At 68.4% G+C, this 22,453-nt stretch carries 7 protein-coding genes; all 7 read left to right on the plus strand.

Annotation, left to right across the window (positions count from 1 at the left end; genetic code table 11):
- The first annotated feature begins 338 nt into the window (after positions 1–338).
- The 7 genes from U5771_RS11765 (at position 339) to U5771_RS11795 (ending at position 21,941) form a co-directional block, all read left to right on the plus strand.
- Positions 339–545 (plus strand): hypothetical protein, encoded by a 207-nt coding sequence (locus U5771_RS11765; protein ID WP_014898921.1) that lies wholly within the window; start codon positions 339–341, stop codon positions 543–545.
- A 326-nt stretch (positions 546–871) separates the two neighbouring features.
- Positions 872–1,282 carry a type II secretion system minor pseudopilin GspI gene (gspI, locus tag U5771_RS11770; protein WP_322024128.1) on the plus strand — a complete coding sequence of 137 codons (411 nt, stop codon included), beginning with the start codon at positions 872–874 and terminating at the stop codon, positions 1,280–1,282.
- Entirely contained in the window at positions 1,266–1,928 is a 663-nt protein-coding gene (locus U5771_RS11775; RefSeq protein WP_322024129.1) for a type II secretion system protein J, read from the plus strand. The genes gspI and U5771_RS11775 overlap by 17 nt, the downstream gene beginning before the upstream one ends.
- Positions 1,929–2,121: 193 nt before the next feature.
- Entirely contained in the window at positions 2,122–4,344 is a 2,223-nt protein-coding gene (locus tag U5771_RS11780; protein WP_322024130.1) for a tetratricopeptide repeat protein, read from the plus strand.
- Between the two features lie 42 nt (positions 4,345–4,386).
- On the plus strand, positions 4,387–6,639 hold the full coding sequence (locus U5771_RS11785) for a tetratricopeptide repeat protein (RefSeq protein WP_322024131.1): 2,253 nt from the start codon (positions 4,387–4,389) through the stop codon (positions 6,637–6,639).
- Entirely contained in the window at positions 6,636–8,882 is a 2,247-nt protein-coding gene (locus U5771_RS11790) for a tetratricopeptide repeat protein (protein WP_322024132.1), read from the plus strand. The genes U5771_RS11785 and U5771_RS11790 overlap by 4 nt, the downstream gene beginning before the upstream one ends.
- A 297-nt stretch (positions 8,883–9,179) precedes the next feature.
- Positions 9,180–21,941, plus strand: a complete 12,762-nt coding sequence (locus U5771_RS11795) for a filamentous haemagglutinin family protein (protein ID WP_322024265.1) — start codon at positions 9,180–9,182, stop codon at positions 21,939–21,941.
- Positions 21,942–22,453 lie beyond the last annotated feature (512 nt).

Below are 22,453 nucleotides of genomic sequence, written 5' to 3' on the forward strand. Positions count from 1 at the left end.
GCTCGGCTCGGCTCGGCTCGGCTCGGCTCGGCTCGGCTCGGCTGCACGGGGTCGCGACCCGTTTTTCATCCAATCCGGGCAATCGGTCGTCCATGCGGCACGTTGACGCACGGGTGGTGTACCGTGCTCAGGGAATCTGCCTGTGAGGCCCGTACCATATGGGTTTCAGGTGGATTTCATCGACCGTCCGGTTCCGATAGGCAGGTGTAAGCCCTGATGGTGCGTCGCAACATTCCTTGACTAGACTGTCGAATGGCTGAAACGCGCCGCGAGCCGGCGCACCTTTTCGACATGCCCGACGCGCCGCCGATGCGACGCGCAGGGCCGGAGCAAAACCCGTGACCGTACTGGACTCATCCCTCGAACCCTCGCTGCACGTCTTCGAACAAGACGGCGGATGGCAATGGGCGCTGACGGTGAAGCGAGCGTCCGGCGTCGGTGTGAAAGTCGTCGCATTCAGCACGGACGGCTTTCGCGGCGAAGCCGACGCGTACGCCGCCGGCCAGCTTGCCCGTGCCGAGTATGACGACGCCGTGACGGCCTGACGTCGCGTCGCGCCGATTCCATTCGCGGATCGGCGCGGTCGTTCATTGCCGGTCGCTTTTCCGCTTCCTTTCCGCTTCCCCCCGTTTTCCCTCGTTTCCCTCGCTCCGCTGTCGCACGTCACGCATCGTATGACGCACCGGCACGCGCGCACCGGCACGAACGCGCCGCGCGTCGACCGTGCCAAATGGTCCGTACCTTTCGACACGCATCTGCCATACGCGCCACTTAACGTGCATGCGCGGCGTCCGTCGTGCCGACGATGCACGATGCTCCGAGCGATCGGCGCGCGACGCCCGGCGACGACTCATCGACAAGAACGCAGGCCATGTGCGACGACAGAACCGACACTCACCGCGCCGCACGGGCGCCGCTACGGGGCTTCACGCTGATCGAGGTGCTGATCGCGCTGGCGATCGTCGCGGTCGCGCTCGGCGCCGTGATGCGTGCGATCGGCGCGCTCGCGTCGGACACCGATACGGCGCGCATGCGCCTGCTCGCGCTCTGGAGCGCCGACAACGCGCTCGGCGAAATCCGTATCGCGTCGACCTGGCCGGACGCGGGCACGCAGACGTTCGCGTGCCCGCAGGGGCGCTACCGCTTCGTGTGCCGGCAGTCCGTGGCCGCGCTGCCGAGCCCGCTCGTGCGGCGCGTGACGGTCAGCGTCTATCCGTCGGCATCGAGCCGTACCGTGCTCGCCGAAGTCGTGACGGTGATCCAGAATGAAGCGCGGCGCTGATCGGCGCGCGGCGGCGCGCGCGCGGGGCTTCACGCTGATCGAGATGCTGGTCGCGATCGCGCTGCTGGCCGTGATCGCGCTGCTGTCGTGGCGCGGTCTCGACGCGACGATCCGCGGCCGCGACGATATCGCGTCGAATCTGGCGCAAACGCGTCTGCTCGGCCGCTATTTTTCCCAGTTGCAGTTCGACCTGATGAACCTCGTGACGGCCGACGAGGTGTTCGGGCCGCCGCTGCGGATCCGGCCGAACGAACTCGTGATGGTGCGCCGCCTCGGCGTCGGCGGCGGGCCGGCGCACGTGCAGGTCGTGCGTTACCGGTTGACGGGGCGCGAGCTCGTGCGCAGTGCGTCGCAGCCGCTCGCGTCGCTGGCCGAGGTCGAGGAGGCGCTCCGGCACATGGACGATTTCGCGCAGGTGGTCGTGAGCGGCGATGCGCGGTCGATGCAGCTGGCGGTGTGGATTCCGCCCGGTGGGTGGACGACCAGCCAGGCCGCGATCGAGCAGGCGTATGCGCAGTTTCTCGCGCAGCACGGCGTCAGCAATTCGACGTCGCTCGGGATGCCGTTGCCGCGCGGTGTGCGGTTCGCGGTCACGGTCGGCGCGCCGGCGGTCGAATACGTGCGGACGATCCCGATCGGCCAGTGACGGCGGCGGCCGAGGCCCGCGCACCGGCCCGGCCTCGGCGAGACAGGCGTTTCGCCGGCTCGGCAAAATGGTCCGTAACTTTCGTCATACGTCTGTTATTGGGCGTCCGTTAGTCTCGTGCCGAGCATGACCGCCGCGACCGGCCGCTTCGGCCCGTTCAGCGGCGGCATCGGCAAACGGGAAGGGGGCGAACGTGACGGTCGAGCACCGGCATGATGCACACGCGGGCGCGTCGGGGAACGGCGCGTCCGGGCAACGGCAATCGGCGGCGATCCTGGGCCGTGCGCAGCAATGGCATGGCGCGGGGCGCTTCGACGACGCGGCACGCGACTATCTCGCGGTGCTCGCGAACGAGCCGGATCATCCGCAGGCGCTGCACCTGTACGGCGTGCTGCAGTTCCAGCGCGGCGCGGCCGATCAGGCCGAAGCGTTGCTGCGCCAGTCGATCGCGATCGACGCGAGCGCGCGGGCGTTGTCGGATCTCGGCGCGATCGTCGGCGAAGGCGGACGCGTCGACGAGGCGCTCGACCATTTCGCGGCGGCGCTGCGTGCGGCGCCCGACGACGTGCAGACGTTCGTGCGCCGCGGCAACACATTGATCGGGCTGCGCCGCTACGACGACGCGCTCGCGTCGTTCGACCGCGCACTGGCGGTGTCGCCGCTCGTGCTCGATGCGCTGTGCAATCGCGGCGGTGCGCTGCGGGCGCTCGGCCGCTTCGACGAAGCGCTCGACACCTACGACCGCGCGCTGATGGTCGACCCGCAATCGTGCGAATCGTGGTTCAACCGTGGGCTCGTGCTGCGCGAGCTGCAGCGGCCGGCCGACGCGCTGCACTGCTTCGACCGTGCGAACGCGCTTCGGCCCGGCGTGGCCACGATCCAGGCCGAGCGCGGCTGCGCGCTCGTCGATCTTGGCCGCGTGAACGAAGGGCTCGCCGCCTTCAACGACGCGATCGCAGCCGATCCGGCACGGCTCGATGCGCTCTACAACAGCGCGGTCGCGCTCGAACGGCTCGGTCGCGCGGACGAAGCGCTCGTCCGCTGCGAACGCGTGCTGGCGCTCGACCCGCACCATGTGCGCGCGCTCGCGAGCCGCGGCAACGCGCTGCTGCAACTGCGCCGCTACGACGACGCGCTCGACAGCTATGCGCGTGCGCTTGCCATCGAGCCGCAGTCCGCCGACACCCTGTGCAATCGCGGCACCGCTCTGCGCCACCAGAAGCGCTTCGACGAAGCGCTGTCGAGCTACGATGCGGCGCTTGCGCTCGACGCACGTTTCGCCGAAGCCTGGACCAACCGCAGCAGCGTGCTGCAGGACCTGCACCGCTTCGACGAAGCGAGCGCGTCGCTCGATCGTGCGCTCGCGTTGCGCCCCGAGCACGCGACGAACTGGCTCAATCGCGGCAACCTGCATGCCGACCTGGCTCAGGCGGACGACGCGCTCGCCGCCTACGATCGCGCGCTCGCGCTGCGTCCCGATTACGTCGACGCACACGTCGCTCGCGCAGCGCTGCATCTGATCGAAGGGGATTTTGCACGCGGCTGGCCCGCGTACGAATGGCGGCTGCGCGACGCGCAACTCGCGCGGCAGGTGCGTCCGTTGACGCAACCGTCGTGGCGCGGCGACGAACCGCTCGCCGGCAGGACGATCCTGGTTCACGCGGAGCAGGGCTTCGGCGACACGCTGCAATTCTGCCGCTACGTGCCGCTCGTCGCCGCGCGCGGCGCACGCGTCGTGCTCGAGGTGCAGCCGCCGTTGCGTGCGCTGATGGCGTCGTTGGACGGCACGGCCGCGGTGATCGCGCGCGGCGAGCCGCTACCCGAGTTCGACTGTCACGTGCCGCTGCCGAGCCTGCCGCACGCATTTCGCACCGATGCGCACACGATTCCCCGCGCCACCGCGTATCTGCATGCCGACCCGCGCCGCACGCGCGAATGGGACGCGCTGCTCGGCGCACGGCGCCGACCGCGGATCGGGCTCGCCTGGGCCGGCAATCCGGAACACCGCAACGACCACAACCGGTCGATCGATCTGGCACGGTTCGCGCCGCTGTTCGATCTCGACGTCGACTGGATCAGCCTGCAGAAGCCGGTCCGTGAACGCGACATCGGGCAGCTGGCGGAGTCGCCGCTGCGCCGCGTCGACGACGCACTCGGCGATTTCGCGGATACGGCCGCGCTGATCGGCGCGCTGGATCTCGTGATCGCGGTCGATTCCGCGGTCGCGCATCTCGCGGGTGCGCTCGGCCGTCCGGTCTGGGTGCTGCTGCCCGATCCGCCGGAATGGCGCTGGATGCGGGTCCGCGGCGACAGCCCCTGGTATCCGGCCGCGCGGCTGTTCCGCCAGTCGTCGCCGGGACACTGGGCCGCCGTGATCGACGCGGTGCGCGATGCGATCGGGGCGATGACGCGTTAGGCACGACGAAACGAACCAGAACGACCAGCCAGGGGCCACACGATGACATTGAACGGGGAAGGGACGACACTCGCGAGCGCGCCGGCCGCGCCACGATCGCCGGATCGCCGTCCGCCCGACGCCGCGCAACTCGAGCGGCTGCTCGCCCGCGCGCGCATCGCGCACCGCGACGGCGCGCTGCAGCATGCGGAGCACGCGTATGCCGAATTGCTCGCGCTCGATCCCGACCATCCGGAAGCGCTGCACCTGCTCGGCGCGTTGCGGTTCCAGCAAGGACGGCTCGACGATGCCGAGCCGCTGATGCGGCGCTCGATCGAGCGCCAGCCGGTGCCGCTCGCGCTCGCGAACTACTCGGCGGTGCTGGCCGGGCTCGGCCGCCCGCACGATGCGCTCGCGCGGCTCGACGAGGCGCTCGCGATCAACCCCGCGCATCAGCGCGCGCTGTTCCAGCGGGCCGGCCTGCTCGCGCAACTCGGGCGACACGACGACGCATGCACGGCCTACGATCGGCTGCTCGAACTGACGCCGGGCTTTGCCGACGGCTACGTGAAGCGCAGCGACCTGCAGCGCGCGCTCGGCCGCCACGACGCCGCACTGGCCGACTGCGACCGCGCGGTCGCGCTCGCGGGCCGTTCGTTCGATGCGATGCGCGCGCGCGGTCTCGCGCTGCGCGAGCTGGGCCGTTTCCGCGATGCGGCGGACAGCTACGACCATGCGCTCGCGCTGACACCGGGCAGTGCCGAAGTGTTGTTTCTGCGCGGCGTCGCCTATCTGGACCTGCACGATCCCGAGCGCGCGCTGGCGGATTTCAATGCGGCGATCGCGGCGAGCCCGACCTTCGTCGATGCGATCTTCAACAGTTCGATCGCGCTCGAACAACTCGGCCGGCACGATGAAGCGCTGCTGCGCTGCGACCGCGCGATCGCGATCGATCCGCGTCACGCACGCGCGCTCGCGAATCGCGGCAATGCGGCGAGCCAGCTCGGACGCTACGCGGATGCGGTGGACAGCTATGCGCGCGCGCTCGACGCCGAGCCGGACAGCACCGCCGTGCTGTGCAACTTCGCAAGCGCGCTGATGCGGGTCGATCGCCACGACGACGCGCACACGATGTGCGACCGGGCGCTGGCGATCGACGCGCGGTGCACGCCGGCGTCGTTCACGCGTGCCCGTGTCCGGCTCGAAACGCATCGTTACGACGACGCGCTCGACGATCTCGCGCGCGTGATCGCGACGACGCCGCTCGACAAGCTTGCGCACTTCCATCACGGCAACGCGTTGCGCGCGCTGCGCCGGCACGAGGAAGCGCTGCACGCGTATGCGCGCGTGCTCGACATCGATCCGGACGATGCGCCCGCGCACTGCATGCGCGCCTTCCTGTGCCTGTCGACCGGCGATTTCGAGGCCGGCTGGGCCGAGTACGAATGGCGTTGGCGCGACAGCCAGCTCGACGGCAGCCGGCGCGATTTCGCGCAGCCGCGCTGGACCCGCGGGACGCCGCTCGACGGTCGCACGATCCTGCTGTATCCGGAACAGGGGCTCGGCGACACGCTGCAGTTCTGCCGCTATGTGCCGCTGGTGAAGGCGCTCGGCGCGCGGGTCGTGCTGGAGGCGCCCGTCGAATTGAAATCGCTGTTCGCGACGCTCGACGGCGTCGACGTGCTCGTCGCGCGCGGCGAGCCGCTGCCGCCGTTCGACCTGCATTGCCCGCTGCTGAGCCTGCCGCTCGAATTCCGGACGGATCTGTCGTCGATTCCGGCGGGCGCGCCGTACCTGCGTGCCGACCCGGAGCGGGTCGAACGCTGGCGCACGCGTCTCGGCGCGGCGGGCCGGCCGCGCATCGGCGTCGTCTGGACCGGCAACCCGCTGCACCTGAACGACCGCAACCGTTCGATGACGCTGACCGACCTGCTGCCGCTGCTCGACGACCGCTACGAGTGGATCAGCGTGCAGAAGGTGGTCCGCGACGACGATCGGGCGGCGCTGCAGGCGAGCCCGATCCGCTTCGTCGGCGATCAACTGACTGATTTCGCCGAGACGGCCGCGCTGGTCGACGCGATGGACGTGGTGATCAGCGTCGATACGTCGGTCGCGCACCTGGCCGGCGCGCTCGGTCGCCCGCTCGCCGTGCTGCTGCCGCACACGCCGGATTTCCGCTGGCTGCTCGATCGCGACGACAGCCCGTGGTATCCGGGCGCGACGCTGTTCCGCCAGCCGCACGGCGGCCAGTGGGCGGCGGTCGTCGAGCGGGTGCGCGACGCGTTGCCGGCGCTCGTGGCGGGCGCGTCGCGATGAGCACCGTGCAGGCGTCGCCGCTGCGTGCCGCCGTCGAGGATGCGCTGCGGCAGGCACGCGCGAAGCTGGAGCAGCGCGATTTCGCCGGCGCGGGGCGGCTCTACGAAGGCGTGCTGGCGATGATGCCGGATCACGTCGAGGCGCTGCACCTGCTCGGCGTCGTGCATCTGGAGCGCGGCGACACGTCGCGCGCGGCGCCGCTGATTGCGCGATCGATGCGGTTCGGGCTGAACCAGCCGTGGAATTTCGCGAACCATGCGGCGGCGCTGACCGGCACGGGCCGGCATCGCGAGGCGCTCGACGCGGCGGCGCAGGCGCTTGCGCGCGATCCCGGCCATGCGCCGGCGCATGCGGCGCGCGGCGACGCGCTGCACGCGCTCGGTCGCCATGGCGAAGCGGTCGACGCGTACGATCTCGCGCTGACGCGCGAGCCGGGGCGCGCCGTGGCGTGGGTGCGTCGCGCCGAGGCGCTGCGCGCGATGGGCCGGCCTGCCGACGCATTGATCAGCATCGAGCGTGCGCTGCGGATCGACTCGAACGACGCGCGCGCGCTCGCGGAACGCGGCCATGCGTTGCGCGCGCTCGGGCGCGGCGACGAGGCCGTGCATTGTTTCCGGCTCGCGATGGTGGTGCGCGGCAAGACCCCCGAGCTCGTCTACGCGTGCGGCTATGCGTTGATCGAACTGGGGCGCCCGGCCGAAGCGCTCGCGTGCGTCGACGAAGCGCTGGCCCGCGCGCCGAACGACGCGCAACTGTTGTTCGTCAGTTGCGTCGCACTCGACCTGCTGCATCTGCGCGATGAATTGCTGAAGCGTGCCGACCGCCTGCTTGCGCTCGACCGTGACAGCGTCGGCGCATGGATCGGCCGCGGCAACGCGCTGCTCGGGCTGAGGCGTCACGACGAAGCCGTGCGCGCATACGGCGAAGCGCTCGCGCGCGCGCCGGCCGATTTCGACGCGCTGCGCAATCGCGCGGGCGCGCTGCGGGCGCTCGGCGCGTACGACGACGCACTCGCGGATTACGACCGCGCACTCGCCGCGCGCGGCCCGCATGCGGAAGTGCTGTGCAACCGTGCGATCGCGCAGCAACTGCTCGGCCGTTACGACGATGCGCTCGCGAGCTACGCGGCCGCCGCCGCCGCGCCCGGCCGCACCGCGCAGGAGATCTACACGCGCGCGGTCGCACGTCAGCAACTCGGCGATTACGCGGCCGCGCTCGACGATTTCGCGCTGGCCTGCCGGCACGACCCGAATCACGGCATCGCGCGCCGCTCCGAGGCGTTCTGCCGTCTGGCGACGGGCGACTTCGACGCGGGCTGGCGGCAGCACGAGGCGCGCTGGGATGCGGCCGACGTGATGCTGCACCGGCGTCATGCGGACCGGCTGCAATGGACCGGCGACGAACCGCTCGCGGGCCGCACGCTGCTGCTGCATGCGGAGCAGGGTTTCGGCGACACGCTGCAGTTCTGCCGCTACGCGAGCCTCGCGCACGAGCGCGGCGCGACGGTGGTGATCGATGCGCCGGCCGCGCTGGCCGAACTGCTCGGCACGCTGCGCGGCGTGAGCCGCGTCGTCGCCGACGGACAACCCGCGCCGGCGTTCGACCTGCATTGCCCGATGATGAGCCTGCCGTTCGCGTTCCGCACGACGCTCGACACGGTGCCGGCCGACGTGCCGTACCTGCATGCCGACCCGCCACGGCGCGCCGCGTGGCTCGCAAGGCTCGACGCGGCCACGCCGTCGCGGCGCTTGCGCGTGGGGCTCGCGTGGTCCGGCAATCCGCATCACGCGAACGACGAGAACCGGTCGATGACGTTCGCGGCGCTGGCACCGCTCGTTGCGCTCGACGCGACGTTCGTCAGCCTGCAGGTCGGCGTGCGTGCGCGCGACGCCGAGGCGTTCGCGGCCAGCGGCGTGCTGTCGTTCGAAGGCGCATTGACCGATTTCGCGGAAACGGCCGCACTCGTCGACGCGCTGGACCTCGTGATCGCCGTCGATACGTCGGTCGTGCACCTGGCCGGTGCGCTCGGGCGGCCGGTGTGGGTGCTGCTGCCGCGCGTGCCCGACTGGCGCTGGCTGCTCGAGCGCGACGACAGCCCGTGGTATCCGCGCGCGACGCTGTTCCGGCAGCGGTTGCCGGGCGACTGGCCGACGCTGGTCGAACGCGTGGCCGATGCGCTGGCCGCCCGCGTGCGCGCGCATGCGGGCGGCGGCACGGGTGCCGCCGCGACCGGCCGACTGTGACAAAAGCTACGGACCATTCGTGCGCGGCCGGAATGGTCCGTAACACCCGCCATGTCGCTGCCATCGGCCCTTCGTATGTTTTCGGGATTCCCGTGGCCGGGTCTCGGCCCACGCGCAACGACCAGGCGCGGCAACGGATCGGCGTCGTTTCCGGCGCGATCGTCGCCGAGCGCCATTTCATAGGATTCGGGGTGAAGAATGGCAGCACGCGCACGCACGGCACGACAACCTGACGCGACCGGGTCGCGCTCGGTCCTGAAATCGGAACCGCGGCCGCTGGTGCGGGCCGTCGCGCTGATGCTGCTGGCGGGTGCGTCCGCGCACGCGCACGCGGCCGGCATCATGAACCTCGGTGCGGCCACCGCGCGCGCATCGGGCGGCGGCACGGGCGGTGCCGGCGTGCCCGGCATGCCGAACCTCGGCGTGTCGCCGCAGCAGGCGGCGCAGGCGAGCCAGCCGTCGATCCGCAATCTCGGTTACGCCGCGCACGCGATCGCCGCCCAGATCGCCGCGCAGCAGAACGCGGCCGCGGCGGCGGCGAAGCTGCCGTCGAGCGTGCCGAACGGGCTGGCGCCGGGCGGGCTGCAGGTGGCGGCCGGCGCGACGAGCGATACGAACAACCCGGTGCTGTGGTTCAACGCGAACGCGCCGACGCAGAACGTCGACGCGAACGGGCACGTGAACGTCGACGTCAAGCAGACCGGGCAGAACGCGGTGCTGACGTGGGAGACGATGAACGTCGGCCGCCAGACGACGCTGAATTTCGACCAGTCGGGCGGCACGCAGACGAACGGCGCGAACAACTGGGCGGTGCTGAACCGGATCAACGATCCGAGCGGGCGGCCGAGCCAGGTGCTCGGCAACATCACCGCGCAGGGCGCCGTGTACGTGATCAACCGCAACGGCGTGCTGTTCGGCGCCGGGTCGCAGGTCAACGTGCATTCGCTGGTCGCGTCGTCGCTGAACCTGCTCGACATGAAGAACCAGCTCGTGCCGACCGCGGACGGCATCGTCGCGAGCAATCAGCAGTTCCTGAGCCTGCCGGCGGGGACGACGGGCGGGCTGGCCTATCCGCAGTCGGGGAGTTCGGGCGGGGTCGCGGGCGCGGTCGGGCGCCCGAACGAGGTGCTGGGGCTGGGGAGCCCGGTGCAGCTGTCCGGCACGTACCAGGCGCCGGGCGACGTCACGATCGAGCAGGGTGCATCGATCACGACGCACACCAACGGCACGGCGAGCGACGGCGGATTCGTGCTGGTCGCGGCGCCGAACGTGACGAACGCGGGCAGCATTGCGGCGACCTCGGGGCAGGTGGTGCTTGCAGCGGGCGTGGGCGTGAGCCTGCGACCCAACGGAACCGGGGCGACGGCCAATCCGCAGGTGCTGCTGCCGGAGTTGAGCGGGCAGATCGTCACGACGGACCTGCAGACCGGCAGCACGATCGACGTCACGCCGGCCGGCACCCTGACCAACACCGGCATCGTCCAGGCCGCGCGCGGCAACGTGAACCTGCTCGGCAGCCGCGTCGCGCAGAACGGCGTGGTGGGCGTCACGACGAGCGTGAACACGCCGGGCACGATCACGATCTCGACGGCGGACGAGTATGCATCGAACAATCCGCTGGGCAATCCGTACACCGGCTCGACGCCGGTCTCGGGCGGAACCGGCGGGGCCGACAACGTCAATCGCGCCGGCCTGCTGAGCTTCGGCCCGGGATCGGTGACGACGGTGCTGCCGGACAACAACGGCCAGACCGCGACATCGACGCCGGGCACGACCTTCACGCCCGGCGGCATCGCGATGACGGCCGGCTCGGTGTGGTTCCAGGGCGGCTCGCTGATCGAGGCGCCGGGCTCGACCGTGTCGGTGACGGCCTATGCGCCGTCGGTCGTGCCGAACCAGGCGTCCGGCCAGACCGCGGTGCCGGGCCGGATCTACGTCGACGACGGCGCGACGATCGACGTGTCGGGGCTGGCCGACGTGCAGGCGCCGATCTCGCAGACGCTGCTGACCATCGACCGGATCGGCCAGAACGAGCTGGCCGATTCGCCGCTGCTGCGCAACAGTTTCCTGTTCGGGCTGAAAGGCGTCGTCGTCGACAGCACGCTGACGGGCACGCGCGGCGACGGCGTGCAGTGGGTCGGCAGCCCGATCCTGAACCTGTCGGGCTACGTGAACCTGATTCCGCGTACCGTCGATCAGTTGCTGACCAACGGCGGCACCATCACGCTGTCGGGTAACGAGGTGATGACCGCGGCGGGTTCGTCGATGAACCTGAACGGCGGATACGTGCATTACAACGGCGGGATGGTCAACACGACGCGGCTCGTCGACGCCAACGGCGCGATCGTGCCGATCGGGCAGGCGAGTCCGTACGACAACTATGTCGGCATCGCCGGGCAGTTCGTCGAGAACCATCCGCGCTGGGGCGTGACGAAGTCCTGGTACAACCCGCTGCAGACGGGCGGCACGTATCAGGCCGACTACATCGTCGGCGGCAATGCGGGCACGCTCGACCTGTTCGCGTCGCAGGCGCTGGTGCTCGATGGCGACATCAGCGCGCAGGCGTTCGGCGGCGCGAAGCAGATGCAGGGCAACAGCCTGCCGTCGGGCGGCACGTTCAACCTCGGCGCGGATCCGAAGCTGGCCGGCAGCGCGCTGGCCGGGATGACGTGGAACAGTGCGGCCAACACGACACTCACGATCACCGGGACCCCGGGCCTCGTGATCCTGCAGGACGACGCGCCGCAGCTCGGCGCGTTGATGCCGGGGTTCTCGATCGACACGCCGCTCGACAAGACGGCTTCGCCGGCGCCGGATGCCCGCGATCCGAACAATCTGCTGGCGACGCAGGTCGTGCCCGTGGCGACGCTGAACAACGGCGGCTTCGCGAACCTGAACGTGACCGGGGACAAGAACGCCGGCAAGGGCATCGAGGTGGCGCAGGGCACGCAGCTGAGCCTGCAGCCGGGCGGCTCCGTTTCGCTCAACAGCGCGGCGGTCGGCGCCGACGTGAATATCGCGGGGCGGCTGTCGGTGCCGTCCGGTTCGATTTCCGTCACGAGCGGCGGCAATGTCGTCGTCGGGCCGCAGGGCGCGCTCAGCGCGGCCGGGCAGTGGGTGAACAACGACGTGCAGGCGGCGCCGGGCACGACGCCCGGCAACAGCCAGTTCATCAACGGCGGCAGCATTTCGTTGTCGGCGACGCAGAGTGCGACCTTCGTGGACGGCAGCGCCGTGGATGCGACCGGGTCGATCCTGCTGCAGCCGGGCAGCGTGCTCGATGTGTCGAGCGGTGGGGAAATGCTCGCGAACGGCCAATTGCTGATGCAGAACGGTGTGCCGGTCGGGCGGGGCGGCAGTGTTGCGTTGCAGACCTATGCCGCATCCGGCGCGACGAAGCAGTTCGGTCACACGCGTGACGGCGGTGTGCCCTTGCCGGCCACGCAGCCGACCGCAGGCACGATCGCGATGGGCGGCACGATCCTGAGCGACGGTTTTTCGGGTGGCGGCACGCTGACACTGGAGGCGCTCGGCTTCCGGATCGGCGGCGACCGGTCGGCCGCATCGCCGTGGGACGTCTACCTGCCCGAGAGTTTTTTCTCGCAGCAGGGCTTCGGCAAGTACGTGCTGAACGCGTACTACGACGCGACCATCGCGCCGGGCGCGACGGTTGCGCTGACGCAACTGAACCGTATTCCGGACGCTTTGGCGCTTCAGCAAACCGCTTCGGGGGCGAACTTGTCGTCGGCGGGCCTGACGACGATCGGTCAACTGGATGCCTATCACCGGCAACCGACGAACCTCGCGTTGACGGGCGGCAACTCCCTGACGTGGCTGACCGGAACGGATGGCCCGCCACCGTCCTATTCCGGCGTGACCGGTGCGGTGACGCTGTCGTCGGGCGCGTCGATTCACGCGGATGCAGGTGCGAGCATCGGCTTCGGTTCACCGCAGCAGGTGACGGTGCTCGGTTCGGTGTTCGCGCCGGGAGGGGCGATCACGCTGAGCGCGGATACGAGCGGCGGCCCGTTCGTGCAGCCCGGGCAAGCCGATATCTTCACCCCGAGCAACAGCCGGTCGGTCTGGCTGGGTGCCGATGCGACGCTCGACGTGGCCGGTGTCGCGCTGGCCAATCCGCTTGCCGCGCCGGTCAGGATCGGCGCTACGACGGTCGCGCCGAATACCGGCAAGGTCTTGCCGGGCGGGGCGGTGACGTTGTCGAGCGATTCGGGCTATGTGGTCGCGCAAGCCGGCTCGAAGATCGACGTATCGGGCGCGTCGGCGCATTTCGACCAGTTGCAGGCAAACGGCACCTATGCGTCACAGCCGGTCTGGAGCGATGCCGGTTCGATCACGCTGTCGGCCGCATACGGCCTTTTCGCGGACGGGACGCTCGCCGGCCACGGTGGCGCATCGCAGGCGCGCGGCGGCACGCTGACGATCCTGCCGCATCAGAACAGCAGTTCGTCCGGTGCGACCGCGCTCGTCGTCCGGCAGAGCGGCACGTTCCTGCCCGCCGGGCTCGCGCCGGGCGAGGATTTCCCGACGCCGATCGATCCCACCACCGGGCAGCCGATCGGCCAGCCGACCGGCGTGATCCAGTTCGCCGCCGATCGCCTGAACGGTTCGGGGATCGCGAATCTCGTGCTGGGCGACAGCACGCCATCCCCGATTCCGGCGCCGGTACCGACCATCGCATTTGCCGGCAACGTGAACCTCGCGCTGCCCGAGTCGGTGACGCTGAATACCGGACGCATCGCCGCAATCGGCATGGACCAGCTGTCGACGCTGCTGTCGACGCCGGCCCGGCCGACCGGCGGCAATTCCGTGCTCGACACCCTGCTGTCGCAGCCGCCGGCCCATCCGCTCGGCACGAAGGTGACGATCAAGGCGCCCTATGTCGTGCTGGCGGGCCCGACGGCGACGTCGTCAACGCCCGCGTTCGCGCCGGTCGCGACGCTTTCCGACGCGACGCTGAACGTGAATGCGTCGTTTCTCGATCTGCGCAATCAGTTTCAGTTCAACAACTTCGGTCGAGCGAACCTGAACAGCCGCGGCGATATCCGTCTGAGCTCGACCAGTGTGTCGCAGACGGGGAATGCACTGCTGCCGGGCGTGCTCTACACGCCGGGCAACGTGACGTTCAACGCGGCCAGCCTGTATCCGGCCACCGGCAGCACGTTCATCATCGACGCGGTCGGCCCAGCCGACCCGGTCACGGGCAACCTTGCACCGACCACCGTCACGTTCGGCACGACCGGCGCGTCCGGCACGCCGCTGTCGGCCGGCGGCACGCTGCTCGTCGACGCGACGAACATCGTGCAGGGCGGCACCGTGCGCGCGCCGTCGGGCACGCTCGTGTTCGGCGTCGGCGATCCGACCAGCAGCGCGACGCGGAAGCAGTTCGGCAACCTGCCGAATCTGCCACTCGTCGCGACCGATTCGGTGACGTTCGCGAATGGCAGCGTGACGTCGGTCTCGAACGGCGGATCGATCATTCCGTACGGCACGACGGTCGACGGCGTCGAATGGCAGTTCAATCCGCTCGCGGGCACGACGGCGTCCGACCTGAATGCGCCGCCCGCCAAGTACATCGGCGTGAACGGCACCCGCGTCGCGCTGAACCAGGGTGCGACGATCGACCTGTCCGGCGGCGGTGACCTGCAGGCGGCCGAATGGGTGCCGGGCACGGGCGGCACGCGCGACGTGCTGTCGCAATACAACGTGAGCTACGCGAACGGCCAGGGTGCGACGGCGCTGCCGGTCAATACGGGCGCCGGGAACGTCTACGCAATCGTGCCGGGCAAGCAATCGCCGGTCGCCGCGTACGATCCGCTATTCGCACAGACCTTGCAGCCGGCCGTCGCCGCCAACGGCACGGCGACCACCACGACCGCGACGCTCGGCGTCGGCCAGGCCGGGATCAACGACGCAGTCGGCAAGGCCGTGTACCTGTCCGGCGTGCCGGGCCTCGCGGCCGGCTATTACACGCTGCTGCCGGGCAAGTACGCAACGCTGCCGGGTGCGTATCGCGTCACGGTGTCGAGCACGGGCGGCAATGTCATTCCGGGCGCGTCGCAGGTGCTGCCGGACGGCACCGTGACGACGGCCGGCTACTTCGCCGATGCGGTGACCGGCGGCCGCAGCGCGACGCCGACGCTCTTCAACGTGCAGTCGGGCGCGGTGTGGCAGCAATACTCGCAGTACACGCTGAAGGGCGCGAACGACTTCTTCGCCGCACAGGCCGCGAAGCAGGGCAACGTGACGCCGCCGCTGCCGGTGGACGGCGGCCAGCTCGTGCTGGCCGCGACGAAGGCGCTGACGCTCGGTGCGACGCTGAACGCGGCGGCCGGTGCGGGCGGCGCGCCGGCGGAGGTCGACGTCGCGTCGCAGGACATCCAGATCACCGGCAACGGCAGCGCGGCGCTGCCCGGCTATCTGCAGATCGGCAGCGATGCGCTCGATTCGCTGAACGCCGGCAGCCTGCTGATCGGCGGCACGCGCGCCGCGACGACGAAGGGCGTGACGATCACGCCGATCGCGAACAGCGTGGTGGTGTCGAACGATGCGAACACGTCGCTGAAGGGCCCCGAGATCCTGCTCGTGACCAAGACCGACGCAAGCGGCACGGACGCGAACGCGGCGAACGGCCTGCGCGTCGACGCAGGCGCGTCGATCGCGGCGGCCGGCGACTATCCGGCCGCGAAGGATCAACCGATCGCGATCGCCGGCGACGGCGCGCTGCTGCGCGTGTCGAACGGCGCGATGGCGCCGCTCACGCGTACGGGCGGCACGGGCACCGGGCTGCTGACGGTCGGCGCGGGCGCGACGCTGTCGGGCGGCCAGGCGCTGCTGCTCGATTCGTCGGGCGACCTGAAGGTCGATCCGGGCGCGATGCTGTCGGCCAAGGCGATCACGGCGGACGGTTCGGCGATCACGTTCACCAACGGCAGCGGCGCGGCCGCCGCGAGCCTGCCGGGCTTCGTGATCGATCCGGCCGGGCTCGCGCAGTTCGCGAACGCGGATCTCGTCACGTTGCGCAGCTACGGCGCGATCGGCTTCGTCGGCGACGTGAACGCGACGTTCGGCAAAAGCGTCGACCTGAGCGCGGGCACGTTCACGAGCGACGGCGGCCACGTGACGCTGAACGGGCAGCAGATCGCGTTCACGAACGAGACGGGCGCGCCCAACGGCGCGGCCGCGACGGGCAGCGGCACGCTGACGGTCAACGCGAAGGAGATCGACTTCGGCACCGGCACGAAGACGCTGGGCGGCTTCTCGTCGGCGAACCTGAGCGCGAGCGGCGGCATCGTCGGGCAGGGCACGGGGACGTTCGATTTCGGTTCGTTGCCGGTGACGCTCAATGCGCCGGTGTATCTCGCTGATACGCGTTCGGCGTCGAACGTGCAGACGACCGGTGCGCTGACGCTGAACGGCGCGGCGGGCACCGCGCTGACGAAAACGGCGGTGGGCGGTGCGTGGCACTTCGTCGGCGGCACGCTGGCCGACAACGGCGCGACGATCGCCGCGCCGGCCGGCAACGTGAGCCTCGAGGCGACGAGCGGCAACCTGACGATCGGCAGCGGTGCGACGGTCAGCGCCGCGGGCGTGTCGAAGCAGTTCTTCGACGTGACGCAATATGCGCCGGCCGGCTCGATCGTCCTGACCGCCGACGCGGGCACCGTCGACGTGCAGCCGGGCACGACGCTCGATTTCTCGGGCGCGAAGGGCGGCGGCGCGGCGGGCAGCCTGACGCTGTCGGCGCCGAGGCAGGGCGTGAATCTCGGCGGCACGATCAAGGGCGGCGCGGCGAACGGTTATGCGGGCGGCTCGCTGTCGCTCGACACGGCCGGCGCGGCCGATCTCGACGCGCTCGCCGGGACGCTGGCATCGAGCGGCGTGAACCAGTCGATTGCGGTGCATACGAAGTCGGGCAACCTGACGCTGTCGGCCGGCAATGCGCTGACCGCGCGCTCGGTGTCGCTGACGGCCGACGGCGGTGCGGGCAATGCATCGGATACGGCGAACGGCAACGTGAACGTGCTGGGGACGATCGACGCGTCGGGCAAGGCGGGCGGGCAGATCGACCTGTACGGGCGCAGCGGCGTCGACGTGGAAGGCACGCTGCTCGCGCGCGGCTCCGACCCGACGCAACGCGGCGGCAAGGTGAACATCGGCACGAGCGCGGTGTTCGATCCGGGCGTCGCGAATCCGTACAACGCGACCTACGGTTACGAGAACATCGATTTGTCGCACTCCGGAATGATCCGTGTCGGCGCGAATGCGCTGATCGACGTATCGGGTGGAACGGCCGGCGGGTTGTCCGGCGGCACGGTGAATTTCCGTGCTCCGCTGCTCGCGGACGGCAGCGTCGGCGTTCAGCTGCCGAATGCGTTCAACGACGGCAAGGGGATCGTCGGTTCGCGCGCGACGACGCTCGAGGCGTTTGCGGTGTGGAGCACGACCGATACGACGTCGGGCGCGCAGCACTTCGACGGCATCGTCGATCCGGCGGGCTGGTACGACAGCAAGGGGCATTTGCTGGCGGGCACGTTTACCGCGCAGGGCGCGAATGCGCCGACGTTTACGTTCACGCCCGATGCGAGCGGCGACGGCGGCGGTACGCTGATCAACAATGCGACGGGCGCGCAGGTGACGCTGACGGGCAGCGATCAGGATCTTGCTTCGCTGAATTCGGGCGTGACGGCGATCGAATTTCCGGGGATGAGCAGCACGTATTTCGTGCCGACGACCGCGAATGCCGATCATCAGACGTTCTACGGTGGCCAGATCGTCAAGGCGAGCGACAACACGCTGTCGATGACGCCCGGCACGCTGATGGGTTTCATTCAGAGCGGTCTCGGTACAAATGGACCGAGGCTGCAGCAGGGATCGACGGCGGGCATCGCGAATTTCCGCGTGGCGCCGGGGATCGAATTCGACAACCCGAGCACGGCGATCAACGGCGGGAACATCTCGATCCTGTCGAACTGGAATCTCGGTGCGGGGCTGCCGAACAACAACGGGACGATCGTGCCTGCGTATCGCTACAACGGGACGATCGCGCCGATGCTGACGTTCCGGGCGGCGGGCAATTTCGATGCGGAAGCGAGTATCACGGACGGGTTTTTCCAGAATCAGGTCGCGACGATTCTGGGAGCGGCGGGGAATGCGTCGGCGACGGGGACGTATGCGGCGGCGCTGGCTTTATATGACAGCTTGGTGTCGCTGGATGATCCGGCATCGATCACCGTGCAATTCGTCGATGGATCGAGCCAGCCGCTGACTTCGATCGGAACCGATTCGACGAATCCGCTGCATGATCCGAATTACGCACTGAGTGCGCCGCTTCAGAAGCAGGCAGCTCAGTATTATTCGGACTATCTGCAGTACGGTAGCGCCTGGGGGACGTATTACGGGAACTGGGCAAGTGGAAAGTACGCTTTCCACATCATGCCTTATGCACCGTTACACACCCCCGCTCCTGTCTTTTCGGGAGCTTCGTCCTACGACGACTATATTGCGGAATACAACAGCTGGTTTTCGAATTATAGTCAGATCGGGATTACAGGATTGGTTAAAGGATCGATAGTCATTCCGAAATTCGGAACGCCACCGCCACCCGTTTTATCGTCCAATCCGGCAGACTACGAGACGTATGTCTCGGTCTATAACAATTACCTGGGAACGGTGTCCGGAATCGCTTCGTCGAATTCGCCGATCATCAAGCCGAATGGCGCATATAATTTTTTCTATGCTCCCGCCGCGCCATTGTCGATTCCGATGGCAGGCATCAACATCGGTGCATTGCCGGGGAATATCCCGGCCAATGTAGCGACTGCCGACAATCCGTTGCCGATCAGCTTTGCCGCGTTGCTGGGGGGACAAAGCTCGTCGTATCGCATCGTGGGCGGTGCCGATGCCGAAAGTGCCAATCCGCTTGCGGTGCAGCCCGTTGCAGCCTTCGTTACTGGCGGCATGTCGGCGGGCAACGTAACGCTGAACCAGCACACGGCCTACGTCGATTCAAACGGATTGACGTTGTTGCAACCGACCACGATTCGCACCGGCACGGGATCCATCGACATCGCGGCGGGCCGCGATTTCACACTGGCGGATCCCACCGCACCGGGCGTCGTGTACACGGCGGGAGCGCCTGCGCAGGGTTCGCCCGCGTTGGGGCTTGCGTCGGCGGTAATGCGTGGCGGGTCCGGTCGGCAAGACATTCTGGTTACGCCGACCGTGAATCCGGATTCCGCGGGTGATATCTCCATCCATGTGCAGGGCAATATCAATGGCGTCCAGAACGCGATCGACACGACAGGTGCGGTGACAGGCGGGGCCGGTAACAGCATCGGTCAGTACTGGTGGCAGTGGATGCAGGTCACGCCGGAAACAACCGCCAACCTCAACGACGGTACCGTACTCGTTCCGTTGACCCGTTCCTCGATCGATTTCGGCGTGTTCGGCCAAGGCGTGATGAGCGTCGGCGGCAACGTGTCGATCAGTGCTGCCGGCAACATTTCGGACCTTGCCGTATCGCTGCCGACCACATGGTATCTGGACGGAAACAACAAGCCGGTCACCGTCGGCGGTGGCAATCTGACCGTGCGCGCCGGCGGCGACATTCTGAGCGGCGACTACTTCGTCGCGAAGGGCGCGGGCACGATATCGGCTGGCGGAAGCATCGGGTCGGATATTGCCGCGACGTCATGGACGCTCGCGAAGGCGCCGCTCGCGGTTTCGACCGTACTTGCGACTCAGGACGGGATATTCGACGTCACGGCGCGCCAGGGCGTGGATATTGGCGCGGTACTGAATCCGTCCTATGTGTCGAGCTATACGCAGAGCAGCGATCAGCCGACTGGTGTCGTCAATCTGTTCAATTACGGGCAGTATCCCGACAAGCAGGGCTATTCGTCGACTTCGGCGGTCAATGTGCTATCCACGACCGGCGACGTCCGGCTCGGTGGGCTCGGCGGCATGTTGGCCGGGGCGAATGGCGTGCTGCCCGCCAGCGTCAATCTGACGGCATTTGACGGCGGGATCAATGTCGAATCGGGCGGCATGCTTTATCCGTCGGCCGTCGGCCAGTTGAATCTGATTGCAAACCATTCGGTGAATCTGTCCAACGTGTCGACCACGACGACCGGCACGACTCTCCCCGCGACGTTCGGCATGTCCGACGCCGATCCGTCGCTGATGCCTTCACCGACGAATCCGCAAGCCTCGATTCCGGCGTTGACGGATACGACGCTCGCTGCACATGCGCCAACTGCGCTTCATGATGGCGACACGCAGCCTGCGCGCATTTACAGCCTGAACGGAAGCATCGTCAATGGCGCTGTCGACACGTCCGACAGCAGCGACGGCTTCTACCGGAATCTCGTCACGCTGTCGATCGACAAGCCTGCGCTTCTTCAGACCGGACAGGACATCGTCAACCTGGCGTTCTGGGGGCAAAATCTGCGCGGTTCGGATGTCACGCGCATCGTGGCGGGTCGAGACATTTATGACACGCCGATTCCGAATACCGGCGGCGGTGCGGTACCCGTGTTGGCGGTTGGCGGGCCCGGTTGGTTCGACGTGCAGGCCGGGCGCAACATCGGCCCGCTGACGAGTCAGGCCGAACTGTTCAATGCGAACGCGACTGGATCGCTCTCGCGGATTTTCACCGGCATCGACGCAGTCGGCAACGCTAACAACCCGAACCTGCCGCACGAGAGCGCGAACGTCAACGTGATGTTCGGCGTCGGGCCGGGCGTCGATGTGCCGGGATTCATCTCGACTTATATCGCGCCGGGCAGCGCGGTTGCCGGCGTGCCGAGTGCGACGCCGGCATTGATCGCGTTCATGGAACAGTACGACGCGGGGCTCGGTGTCGATACGGGTTTGCAGGTGGACAAGGACAAGGCGCAGGCGAAGGTCGGCAAGTTGACGGCGGACGAAGCGTGGAGGCAATTCCAGGCGCTGCCGTCTTATGTACAGCAACGCTTCGCGGAAAAGGTGCTGTTCGGCGTGCTCGCGCAAGTGGGCGCGGATTTCAACGATGCATCGAGCCCGTACCGCGGCCAGTACGCACGAGGCTACCAGGCGATCAACACGCTGTTCCCGGCTTCGTACGGCTATACGGCGAACAATCTCGGCGGCGGTTCAAACGGTGCGAACAAGGCAGTCAGCACGGGCGATCTCGACATTCGCAGCACGACGATCCAGACGCAGCAAGGCGGCGACGTGACGATCCTCGGGCCGGGCGGGCAAGCGCTCATCGGCAGTACGACGGCGCCGCCGCAGATCGTCGACAGCAGCGGGAAGGTCGTAGCGGGCCCCGGCACGATGGGGATCCTGACGCTCGAGAAGGGTAACGTCGATATCTTTACCGATCAAAGCGTGCTGCTCGCGCAAAGCCGGATTTTCACCGAGCAGGGCGGCGACATGACGATCTGGAGCTCGAACGGCGACATCAACGCGGGCAAGGGCGCCAAGACATCGGCCGACACGCCGGCGCCGCAGTATGTTTGCGATGCCAACCACTACTGCACGGTCGATTCGCGCGGACAAGTCACGGGCGCGGGGATCGCGACGTTGCAGAGCATCCCGGGCGCGCCGAACGGCACGGTCAACCTGATCGCGCCGCGCGGTACGGTCGACGCAGGCGACGCCGGCATTCGTGCGGGCAACCTGAACGTCGCCGCGTTGCGTGTGGTGAATGCCGACAACATCCAGGTAACGGGCACGGCGACCGGTATTCCGCTCGTGCAGGCGGTGAACACCGGCGCGCTGACGGCTGCAAGCGCGGCCGGATCGGCGGCGAGCCAGGTTGCGCAGGACATCGCGAAGAACAACGCGTCGGGTGTCGCGCCGCGCCGCTGGACGATCAGCGTGCAGGTCGAGGGTTTCGGCGACAACGGCCCGGACGGTGGATCGAAGCGTCGCAGGTCGGAGCAGGTCGGCTACGATGCGTCGAATTCGGTTTCGCTGCTGGGGTTCGGGGCGGCGGGGCCGACCCAGCGGATGTTGCTTGGCAAGGACGAACTCGGGAAGTTGAACCGGTTCTGATTGTGGGCGATAGCCGCGGGTCGATCGGGCGATTTCCGACCCGGGCGTTGGAAATGTAATCCCCGCTTTGCATGCTGGAAGCGGGGCGTATTTCGAGTGCCAGGGTCGTGTGCGTTTGTTGCTGGAGGATCGATCGCGGTTACCGTGTCGTTCGGTTTTCGACGGATTCGGTCCGCGCATTCAGAATGAGTCGGCGCGCTGTACTGCTGCGAGTTGGCGAACTTGTTGTCGATTACCGGCACGGAGCAGAGCGTGCAGATCGGGTTGTCGATATCGATAGGGTACCCGTTGGCATTACTGAGGAAATCGGCTGAAATCGCGGTCTTGAAGGTTGACGGAACGGTGTCGAAGCCGTTGCCGTGTATGACTGATGCGTAGTTGGCGTTTGTATGGTGGTTGTTCAGAGGGTTCGGAACATGCGCTGCCACGACCGGATCGGCGTAGCACCGGCTCGGGATGATCTGGCGCGTTTGACATTGAAAAAAACCGCCTCGAATACTCGAGGCGGTTTC

Origin of the sequence: Burkholderia sp. BCC1977, assembly GCF_905339595.1 — a bacterium.
In the GTDB taxonomy this organism is placed as follows: domain Bacteria; phylum Pseudomonadota; class Gammaproteobacteria; order Burkholderiales; family Burkholderiaceae; genus Burkholderia.

Coding starts and splice junctions, on each gene's coding strand:
- U5771_RS11785 (WP_322024131.1), top strand. CDS start 4,387: ATGACATTGAACGGGGAAGGGACGACACTCGCGAGCGCGCCGGCCGCG.
- U5771_RS11775 (WP_322024129.1), top strand. CDS start 1,266: ATGAAGCGCGGCGCTGATCGGCGCGCGGCGGCGCGCGCGCGGGGCTTC.
- gspI (WP_322024128.1), top strand. CDS start 872: ATGTGCGACGACAGAACCGACACTCACCGCGCCGCACGGGCGCCGCTA.
- U5771_RS11795 (WP_322024265.1), top strand. CDS start 9,180: ATGCTGCTGGCGGGTGCGTCCGCGCACGCGCACGCGGCCGGCATCATG.
- U5771_RS11790 (WP_322024132.1), top strand. CDS start 6,636: ATGAGCACCGTGCAGGCGTCGCCGCTGCGTGCCGCCGTCGAGGATGCG.